A 9,357-nucleotide genomic window follows, 5' to 3' on the forward strand; every position below is an offset into this window, starting at 1 on the left:
CATGCTCGCGATGGTCATTCGGTCCTCGGGCTGCAGTTGCTGATAGCTGATTCGGTTTTGCATGGAACACCTTACTTGAAGAGGTGTTGCACTTCAGATTTGAGGCCGCCCAGCAAAGACGGTTCCCCCGTTGATGCACGGCAGCGTTGGCGCTGCTGATTCCGGTCACCCTGCTGGAACTCAGCGATACGTTAGTTTTGCTCGCTGGCCGCCGGGTCGGTGATCTTGTGCGCCGTGCAGCCGGCAAGGCTGGCGCGAAGCGAGTCGTCGATACGTTGGATTATCGGGTTCGCTTCAAATCGGTCACGGCTTCCACGCTTTCTTGGCGGCGCCAGCAGCACACGTACGGCTGACGGGGACGAGCTTCGTGGCGAGGACGTGCTCGGCGCGTTCCTCGTCTGTCTCGGGAATCCACCGCTCGATCAGGGTACCGTGGACGCGCTGAGCCTCCGGGTGCTCGATGCGTCTCGTCCTCGGTGCAGTGGTGTCGCGTCGTGACCCACTTGCCGAGCCACAGGGTGCGCCAGCGGTAGTGCTTCTCAAGCCGCATGGGAACCCTTTGTAGCCAAGTAGCGAACGATCAGTGGGGCGTCGCGTCCGGTCAAAAACATGAAACTGGCAACCGAACGTTCCAACATCTGGATAGCGTCCGCCTTCAAGATCGCAACGTCAGCACCGTCCCTGATGTGCTTCAACACATCGCGCTGAGCATTTGCCATGGCGATGAAGGTCTTGGCCTTTGGCGGATCGTCGCCCTCGTGAGCATCGGCATTCGGGATAAACATGCACAGGTTGAGGAGTTGGTTGAGGGCGTTGTATTCCTGAACCTTATTCGGCAGCTTGCCGAGAATTTCTTCTGCCGCCTCCGTAAGCGTCATGGTGCAGCAATAGTCCTCCTCGTCGGCGGCGTCGATGCCGGCCCGCCGCGTCACGGGTGCGGCGTCAGTGCCGATGGCATGGTACACACGGGCTGCATGCTCGTGAACCACGGTGTCATGCCTGCCTTCGATTCAGGGGCCATGACCTTGCGACCGAGGGGGCGGGTTACAAAAGGAGGTGGCCCGGCATGTCCTACGGCTCCTCGCCCCGACTGGAGATTGTATTTTTGAGGGGAGCCGCCCCATCCCAAACGGCGGGAAAATCGCGGGCGCTCTCCGCTATGGCGATCTCCTCACGGGTCATCGACAGATCGTCGCCATGCCCATCGCCAACACCAGCCGTCTACCTCCAACGACCCCTCCACGGTACCGAGCACTGCGACGGCGGCTCGTTGACAATATCTACTGGGCAAACGGAGATGCTCATGGCACATAATGTTGGCGAAGATTCACCTGACCCGATCCTCGCGTCAGCGGCCTTGACCCCGCTGGTGTCGGCGGTGCAGTGTCCGGCTTGCCGTGAGCAAATAAACCCGCAGGCCAAACTGTGCAAGCACTGTAAAGCGGACCTCACCTGGAAGCGGTACCTTCCGATCGGAAGCACAACTCTCGCTATGGCTACAGGTCTCATCGCTGTGTCAGCCACAGTTGTTCCCCCACTGGTGAGGACGCTCGAAGTGCAGAACTCGCGAATCTCCGCCTTGCTGATTGGCGCTGGGCAAAGGAGCAAGGCTTTCTTGCTTGTCAGCAATGATGGGCCTCGAATCGGAGCAATCTCTAGCGTTGTTACTGTCACGCAAGAGGATCGGGTGGTGGCGCAAGTCAAGCTCGAAGTGAACCCTCCGCAGGGGGTTGTCTTCGTTCAACCTCACTCGACGCAGCAAGTCGTCCTCGGATGGGAGGTAACGCCTGGGGTCGCGAAAGCGTACCAAGAGCTGCGCAATGCCTATGCACAGAAGCGGCCTCCCGGGTACAGGTGCGCAATGGATTTGAAGGTCGTCAACGCCAACGCGATGGAGACCCACATTTTCCAGACCTTCGATTGCGAAAGGATCAAAGGGGCATGGGATGAATATTTCGAACAGTCCAAGTAGGGTGTGCGGCACGGAAGGGTTCACCGATGGCACCGTGCGGATCGCGCTGTCGTTCCTCGTGTCTCCCTGAGCGCGACACAGAACGGCTCGTCCATATGCGAGTGATGTTCCCGCTGCCAATGGCTAGAAGATGCAGAGTCAAGAGAGGTAGAAACTGTACCCAGGAGGCACGACGGGAAAATGCCCCTAGTTGGTGGGCCTCACCCCATGTGTGGATGACGGGGGCCGTAGGACGGTGAAGAATGCGTCGCGCTCCGCATCGAGTGGCGGGTCGCCTCGAAGCTTCGGGTGAAAGACAATTCCGAACGAGCAGGTTAAGTTCACCGAGGACGGTGTTGAACTGCACGCCTCGATTGCCGAGAAGATGGACGACATTTTGGAGACTGCAGCCGCCGGCGCTGCGGTGACAGTTACGCTGGGCTGGCTCGGCAAACTCTCCAACAGGTCTAAGTCTGCAATGAGGATATGCTTACCGCCGGTCAAGCGGCTTCGTCAGTGGGTTCTTCATCTGCTGCATCCATCCCCCGGTCCAAAAGTCGATGACCTGCTTCTCGAATTCGGCCTGCATCGCAGAAGCTTGGCGTTGCATCATGCTGGCTGCCATGCCGTGAGCCGTGCTCATCATCTGATTGGCGGTGCTGAGCCACATGCTCATGAATGGGTTGCTTGTCATCCAGGGATTGGTCATCGGGTTTCCTTGGTTGGTGAAAGCTCAAATTTCGGTCCACCACCACGCTCAATCCGTAGGACAAACACCGGATCCCATGTCCCCATGCCCTTCGGCGTTCATCGCCGGGGCCAAGGCTATGCGTGAAAAGACATTGCGCCGTAGGCAAATCTCGAGTGTTGCGTTCGGTTCGCCTATTCCGGAGTCTTCCCAGTGTTTTCGGGGGTGTTGAGGGGTGGTTATGGCACTGATTCTCGCCCTTTGGGTTACCCGGCACGCGAGTTGGCCGTTGAGTTGCCTGCTCAGTTGCACGCGCTCAGCGAGCGTCCTGAATCCGGCCATCCAGGCGCGCTGGCGACTGACGCATAGGCTTTGGGCCTCATCATTTAGGCTGGCACCTCCGATTTCGTGCAGAAGCCTACACCGACGCCGACATGGTCGATGTCATCAACATGGCGCTGCCGCCGGCCAGGCCGCCGGGCCCCCCTTTTTAGTCGTGGTCGTCCGGATGCGGAGAGTTCTGCGCCTTCTCGGACTTCACCGTGCCCTCTTCGGAATGAACGTCGGCCACGCGCAACTGCGCCTCGGTTCGAGCCTTCTCAAGCAGAGCCCCGGCTTCTTCTTTCGTCGGTGAAGACGTCCCAGAATTCCCTTCGGTATCGCCACCGTCCCCCCTCTTCTTCAAATCGCGGCCAAGCTCTTTCATCATCTCTTCACCCTTTGGATCTTTTCCATCGAGCGGAATTGACTCGTCGGCGCCCAGTTCGGGCTCTTCGTTTGCACCGGAATTACGAGGTGTGTTCATGGCATTGCTCCTGTGAAGGGATACCTTCCTCCTGGATTACCGCATGCGCCCTCGGGGAAAAGCTGTAGAGACTGTAGGGGGCGGCCGACCTTTAGGGATGGTCTTATATGGGCGCCTCCCGGATCGCAAGTACCTCGTGTGTGTGAAGAAGGAGGCAGGGCTGCAGTCTATATCCGGCCTGTTATGCAGGCCGATATGCCTGCTGGCCCTTATATGGGCGCCTCCCGGATCGCAAGTACCTCGTGTGTGTGAAGAAGCAGGAGGCAGGGCTGCAGTCTTATATCCGGCCTGTTATGCAGGCCGATATGCCTGCTGGCCCTGATGGTTTTCGCTGACGAGGTTCCCATCTGCAGATCGAGCTCTTCGCTCTGGATCCCTATCGGAGTGTCCTCGTCCCGGTCCGACCTTGTCTGTCCCATCACGCGCGTGGTCGCTTGCTCTCCTTCAAACGCAGGCTGTTTCCAAGAACTCGTCAGCGCGCTGCTTGCCACGCCTCAGGCCGCCAGACTTGTCCGCGGGCCAGGACCGCCCAGATCGTTCGCGCCAACTTGTTCGCGACGGCGGCGACGGCCACGCTATATGGTCGGCGCTGCAACAGAGCTGCCAGCCATGGCCATGTCGAGCCATCCTTCGATCTGATCACGACAGATCGAGCGCCATGCATGAGGAGCGTTCGCAGGTAAGCATCGCCCCGCTTGCTGATGCCGAGCTGCTTGACACGTCCACCTGTGCCGGTCTGGCGGGGGACCAATCCGACCCACGCGGCAAACTCTCGCGCATCCTTGAACGCCGTCGGTGTCCCCATGCTGGCGACTACGGCAGTGGCGGTGAGGAGCCCAACGCCGGGGATCTGGGCAACAGCCTTGCAGGCGGGTATATCTCGCATTTGCTGAGAGAGCCTGCGTTCAATGATGTCGATGTCGGCCTGCAGTTGCTGGATTCGCCTGACCTGCTCGTCCAGGCTGTCCATGAGCATGGGCGGCAGCCGGACCCTCGCGTCGGACATCGCGTCGGGCAAGGCCCCGAGCAACGCGACGCGGCCTTCCGGCAGCACGATGCCAAACTCATAGAGCAGTCCACGAAGCTCGTTGGTCTGCATGATGCGGGTCTTCATGAGTTGCGCGCGCAGTCGATGCAAGGACAACACAATCTGCTGGGCCTCAGTCTTGACTGGCACAAAGCGCATGCCGGGCTGCTGACTCGCCGTCCAGATCGCCTGAGCGTCCGCCGCATCGGTCTTGTTGCGCTGCACGAACGGGCGTACCTTCCTGGGCGAAATCAGTCGTACCTCGTGGCCAAACTCGAATAAGGCACGGGCCCAGTCGTGCGCGCCGCCGCAAGCTTCCATTTCGACAAGCGCGGTGGTGCGGTTGGCAAACCATTCGAGCAGCTTTGCGCGCTTGAGTCGCAAGCGCTCGATGCATCCCGTTTCCACATCGACCCAGTGCAGCTGAAACACCTTCTTGGCAATGTCGACAGCGATAACGGTACGTTCCATGATGGTCTCCAGTTAGATGATGACGACGAGGTCACCACTCTGGCACTACCCAGGCCACAGGGCAGAACCGACACAGGGAGGGAGGCGCCCATACCATCTGCAGAACACGCGCAGCGCGGACGGTTGAATGAATATGGCGATGTCGATGCATCCGAACATGTCAATCGAGCTGTCGAGGCGTCGATTTGCCGCGCGGCGCAGTCTTCAAGCAGGTCTTGTGGGCCCGATTCCGGCCCTGCAGACGCACTCATCCCTCGATCCCGATCAAACGCCGCCGGGCCATCCACAGGTTCGACAGCGCGAACAGCGTGACGATCTGCGCCGTGTTCTTCGCCAGCCCTCGGTAGCGCACCTTGGTGAAGCCGAACTGCCGCTTGATCACGCGGAACTGGTGCTCGACCTTGGCCCGGATGCTGGCCTTCATTTTTTCTACGCGCTCGGCCATGAACTCCGGCTCGATGAAGGGGTTGAGCATCCTGCGCCTACCCGGACGCATCGCCACATGCCAGGTCGGCCCTTGGGCTTCGTCACGCTTGTGCACGCCTTGGTAGCCGGCGTCGCCGAAGGCTGCCTGCTCTTCACCATGCAGCAGTGCGCCGGCGAGGTTGATGTCGCTCACGTTGGCTGCGGTACCAACCACCGTGTGCACCAGGCCCGAGGTGGAATCCACGCCGATGTGCGCTTTCATCCCGAAGTACCACTGATTTCCTTTCTTCACCTGATGCATCTCCGGGTCGCGCTCGCCTTCTGCGTTCTTGGTCGAACTCGGCGCCGAGATCAGCGTGGCGTCCACCACGGTGCCCGTGCGCAGCATCAAACCCTTGGCTTGCAGGATGTCGTTGACCACGCGAAGCATGTCAGCGGCCAGGTCGTGGGCCTCCAGCAGATGGCGAAACCGCAGGATGGTGGTCTCGTCGGGCAGGCGGCTCACGCCATCACCGAGGCCAGCAAACTCCCGGTACAGCGGCACGTCGTGCAGCGCTTCTTCCATCGCCGGATCGCTCAGACCGAACCATTGTTGAAGGTAGTGAATGCGCAGCATCGTCTCGATCGCAAACGGTGGTCGCCCGGTCTTTGCCCGCGGCGCATGCGGCTCGACGATCTGCACCAGTGCGCCCCAAGGCACCACCCGATCCATCTCGTCGAGAAACTCGCGCTTGCGCGTCTTCTTGGTGGACAGGTTCAGCCCCAAGCCGAGTTGATTCTGCGGCGTCACGCGTTTGGAAAACATGGGCTCAGATCATGCAAGGCCTGGGCCTGTTTTGCAGACCATCCTTAGAAGGGGTGCTGGCCATTCGTAGGCGGAACGGCCGAGGAGTGCCCAAGCTAGGGCGACGATTGCGCAGGAACTCCTCGAGATCGACGCTGAAGGACCAACTGCCTCAACCAACCCTGAGCCCAAAGCCGAAAATCGACGCAGTGCCGCTTGACGACGCCAGTTCGCACGAACTCGTTTCGCCGGCACGCGAATTTACAGCCATGTCGCGGCGCTAAAGCGCGGGTGGTCGCCCAACAATCTTCGCCACGAGGGCCACGTAGGAAAAGCTCCTCCAGATACGTGCAGGCCCCGCTGAGCTTCTCCTAGCCTCGTGAACCGGGAGGCAACAGGTCGCCCAGTTATGCTTGGCGATGGCCTGCCGTTCCTCGTCTGCCAGGGTATGGGCGTTCTTGCCGAGCTATTGCCTCGGCCACATCGGCTATGGCGTCCCTTTGCGCAGTCCGTCACTCTGTGGGCCGTTCTGTCAGCTGCCGGACGATTGTTTCTCGATCGAAGCGCGCGCCCGCGGGTGATTCCGGATTGATCCACTCAGGCAGTGGGAGCAGCAAGTACGCAGCAAGGCCCTCGAGACGAGGCTCGTAGGTTTGCCGCAATTTTCGAATGGCCTCCAGGGCAGCCGCATCATCGCGCCAAGCCGGAAGTATGCGTCGGATGGTGGGAGTGAGGTGGTGCAGTGCCCCCGAATCCATGCAGCGGGACGACACCTGCCGGGCCGGGGCCACACGCAATGAGTCACTGGCTTCATCGAGTACGCGTCTGAGAGCGCTGAATGTTGCCGTGGCCTGAAGTCGCCGGGCGTCATCGGCGCCAGCAATTAGCAACGTGCACACGTCCAGCACCACCGCCAGCGATCCGAGCCAGGAATGGCCCTCGTGTTGCGATCGGTAGAACGCCAGCATCGGGTAGACGGCCTGACTCTCGACAAGGTCGCTGGCCCAGATCTCCCAATCCCTCAACCAGCGTTCGAGTCCCGCCGGAGTGCCATGCATATGCCAGCCAAGGAGAGCCGCAGCGGTTGGTGGTGTACCCGCGCGCGCGGAAAAGGAGATGAGCTGGAGGTCGCGTTTCGCGAAGTGCTGATAGAGCACGGGCAAATAGCCAATGGTCAGCGCGATAAATCCGAATCCGGTGCCTGCCTCCAAGATCACCAGGAGACGCGCGAGCCAATGGTGCGGCACATTGTCGCCGTAGCCGAGCGTGAAGAAGGCGTCCCCACTGACAATGATCTGATCGACCAGCTCGTTCGAGCCCGAGTCGGGGACAAGAACTTGCAGCGCCCATTGCATCATCCCGAAGCCGACGATGAGGCTGACGGCCCACAGGGCGAAGAGCATGACCATCGACAGCGGACCGAAGACCCCGATGAAATCTTCTCGCCTTCGACCATGCGGCCAAAGATCAGCGCACCGTACCCAAACAGCCCACGTGCAAGCGAAAAAGTAGCGATTCAGCCGCAGCCGTCGGCGTACGGGGCGCGGCAGCAGAACGACCTCGAAGGCATCGATCAAGGTTGCCACCACCAGGACGACGCCGGACAAAATGGCGATGAAGGCAATCAAGGGTGATCCTCGGACAAAGGGCCATCATGCCTTGCGCTGGTTGAACAGGACGAGCTTCTCGCGCCTTCTCAAGATGGAAACTCGGGCGAGGCTCACGGTTCGTGGAAGCGGGTGTCGGCGCTTGATTACTGTCGAGGCCGGGAGGCCTGGGCTGGATCACCTGCGCCCGAGTGACCGGCGCGAGCGGCGCCCAAGGGATCCGCGATCTGCAACGCCGGCTTTCCGGTCTGCCAGTCGTCAGCGCCCTCCGCCACCGGTGGCGCAACGATCGATTCCCTGTCCTTTCGTTTGGCGCTGCTGCTGATTCCAAAACGTTGATCCCGGGCGTCCACCATGTCGGCGCTCGCCTGCCCGTCCGCGGTGAAGCCCATCATCAGTTGCGGCACCCCCACTGGTAGATCCTTCCCCAAGTCGGTATGCCACGTATGCCACGTCTTGCCGTAGGTTCCGATGAGCTTCTGCATCAGCGCATGCTCCGCGACCTGCGGGATGCCCGGTGCAATGAGCTGGCCTGATTTCACCTCGTGCACGTGGCTATGCCACAGCCGCTTCTCTTCTGGGGCAAGCGTACGAAACATCCGTTCGCTGACGATGTACTCGACACCCATCAGCTTCGCGTTCTTGACGTTGCCGTCGAAGATCACGCACTGGATCAGTTCATCGCTCAGGATCGAGCAGTAGTGATGGGCTTCCATCTGCGCTTGTGGTCGTCCGCTGTAGAAGTGAAAGCCATCCAGGTAGGCGTTGAGCGCCTCCACCGGCGGCTTGTCCTGTATCAGTGCGGCGCCGGTCTCGAGGATGCGGGTTCCGGTCTTCTCCGGTGCACCGGGAGATTGCACGCTCGAGGACGAGTTACTGCCGCCGCATCCCGCCATGCCAGTGGCCACGACCAGCGCGACAGCCGAGAAGCGCATCTTTCTCGAACGATCAGCCATTGCTGTCTCCCCTGGGCCGCCAGGCCGGTTCCGCCTTGGGTTCGGGCGCTGGTCCTCGGTTAATCCTAACGCGGCGGAATCGTCAGCCCGTCCCGAATGATCCCCGGATGCAAGCGCGCTGCTCCTTGGACGCCCGCGGTAATTGCACAGACCGCGGATGCGAACGAGAACGCTCACACGATCTCCATGCTCAGTCTCAGCAGGGTACGGGCTGCAATGTCATCTCAGATCGTCCGGGACACGGCTCTTCAGCCGTCCTTGCGATCAATATCGCACTCCGCCTCGAGCCAGTCGTCCTCCTCATGGCCAGGCTCGAAGCCTCTGCGCTCAGCTCGGGTGTAGGCCGCTTCGCGGATCCGCTCTTCTCGACTTAGACCCCGAAGCCCACCACCCGCGTTCTCCTCTTGTTCGAGATCGGCAGCGCGTGCTTCGGCTTCTGTCGGGACCGCGATGGGCAGGGGAGCAGTCGACTGTTCTACGCTGGCAGGCTTTTCCAGAGGCATTGCTGGCTCCCATTGTCGGCAAGGAATGGAGGCTGTGTGAAAACGGTTGAAGGACTCACACAACTCGCCTAAGTTATGGCAACTCGTCGAGAGGGGTCACATGAGGCGATTCATCGAAGGAGAGGACCGAACTCAGGTC

Annotated in this window: 10 protein-coding genes; 2 read left to right on the forward strand and 8 right to left on the reverse strand. The window is 60.7% G+C overall.

Annotated features, from left to right (window positions below):
- The first annotated feature begins 146 nt into the window (after positions 1–146).
- Positions 147–353, forward strand: coding sequence for a hypothetical protein (locus QTH97_RS36330; RefSeq protein ID WP_286573596.1), 207 nt, complete (start codon positions 147–149; stop codon positions 351–353).
- Positions 354–539: 186 nt separating this feature from the next.
- Here the strand turns inward: QTH97_RS36330 and QTH97_RS36335 are convergent, their stop codons facing one another.
- Positions 540–965: a hypothetical protein gene (locus QTH97_RS36335; protein ID WP_286573598.1), complete on the reverse strand. Its 426-nt coding sequence runs from the start codon at positions 963–965 to the stop codon at positions 540–542.
- Between the two features lie 338 nt (positions 966–1,303).
- Here QTH97_RS36335 and QTH97_RS36340 point away from each other — a divergent pair, with 338 nt between their 5' ends.
- Positions 1,304–1,972 carry a hypothetical protein gene (locus tag QTH97_RS36340; RefSeq protein WP_286573599.1) on the forward strand — a complete coding sequence of 223 codons (669 nt, stop codon included), beginning with the start codon at positions 1,304–1,306 and terminating at the stop codon, positions 1,970–1,972.
- Between the two features lie 469 nt (positions 1,973–2,441).
- On the opposite strand, the gene QTH97_RS36345 is transcribed toward QTH97_RS36340, so the two are convergent.
- The 7 genes from QTH97_RS36345 to QTH97_RS36375 form a co-directional block, all read right to left on the reverse strand.
- Complete coding sequence (locus QTH97_RS36345; protein ID WP_286573602.1) at positions 2,442–2,660, reverse strand: hypothetical protein; 219 nt, start codon at positions 2,658–2,660, stop codon at positions 2,442–2,444.
- 469 nt (positions 2,661–3,129) lie between these two features.
- Positions 3,130–3,444: a hypothetical protein gene (locus QTH97_RS36350; protein WP_286573604.1), complete on the reverse strand. Its 315-nt coding sequence runs from the start codon at positions 3,442–3,444 to the stop codon at positions 3,130–3,132.
- A gap of 472 nt (positions 3,445–3,916) precedes the next feature.
- Positions 3,917–4,942 (reverse strand): IS110 family RNA-guided transposase, encoded by a 1,026-nt coding sequence (locus QTH97_RS36355; protein WP_286573605.1) that lies wholly within the window; start codon positions 4,940–4,942, stop codon positions 3,917–3,919.
- Between the two features lie 247 nt (positions 4,943–5,189).
- On the reverse strand, positions 5,190–6,173 hold the full coding sequence (locus QTH97_RS36360) for an IS5 family transposase (protein ID WP_286573607.1): 984 nt from the start codon (positions 6,171–6,173) through the stop codon (positions 5,190–5,192).
- Positions 6,174–6,664: 491 nt separating this feature from the next.
- Positions 6,665–7,780: a potassium channel family protein gene (locus QTH97_RS36365; RefSeq protein ID WP_286573608.1), complete on the reverse strand. Its 1,116-nt coding sequence runs from the start codon at positions 7,778–7,780 to the stop codon at positions 6,665–6,667.
- Between the two features lie 125 nt (positions 7,781–7,905).
- Positions 7,906–8,715 carry an OBAP family protein gene (locus QTH97_RS36370; RefSeq protein WP_286573609.1) on the reverse strand — a complete coding sequence of 270 codons (810 nt, stop codon included), beginning with the start codon at positions 8,713–8,715 and terminating at the stop codon, positions 7,906–7,908.
- A 248-nt stretch (positions 8,716–8,963) separates the two neighbouring features.
- Positions 8,964–9,218 (reverse strand): DUF2934 domain-containing protein, encoded by a 255-nt coding sequence (locus QTH97_RS36375; RefSeq protein ID WP_286573611.1) that lies wholly within the window; start codon positions 9,216–9,218, stop codon positions 8,964–8,966.
- Positions 9,219–9,357: the final 139 nt, after the last annotated feature.

It is taken from the genome of Variovorax gracilis (assembly GCF_030317115.1).
Classification (GTDB): Bacteria; Pseudomonadota; Gammaproteobacteria; order Burkholderiales; family Burkholderiaceae_C; genus Variovorax; species Variovorax gracilis.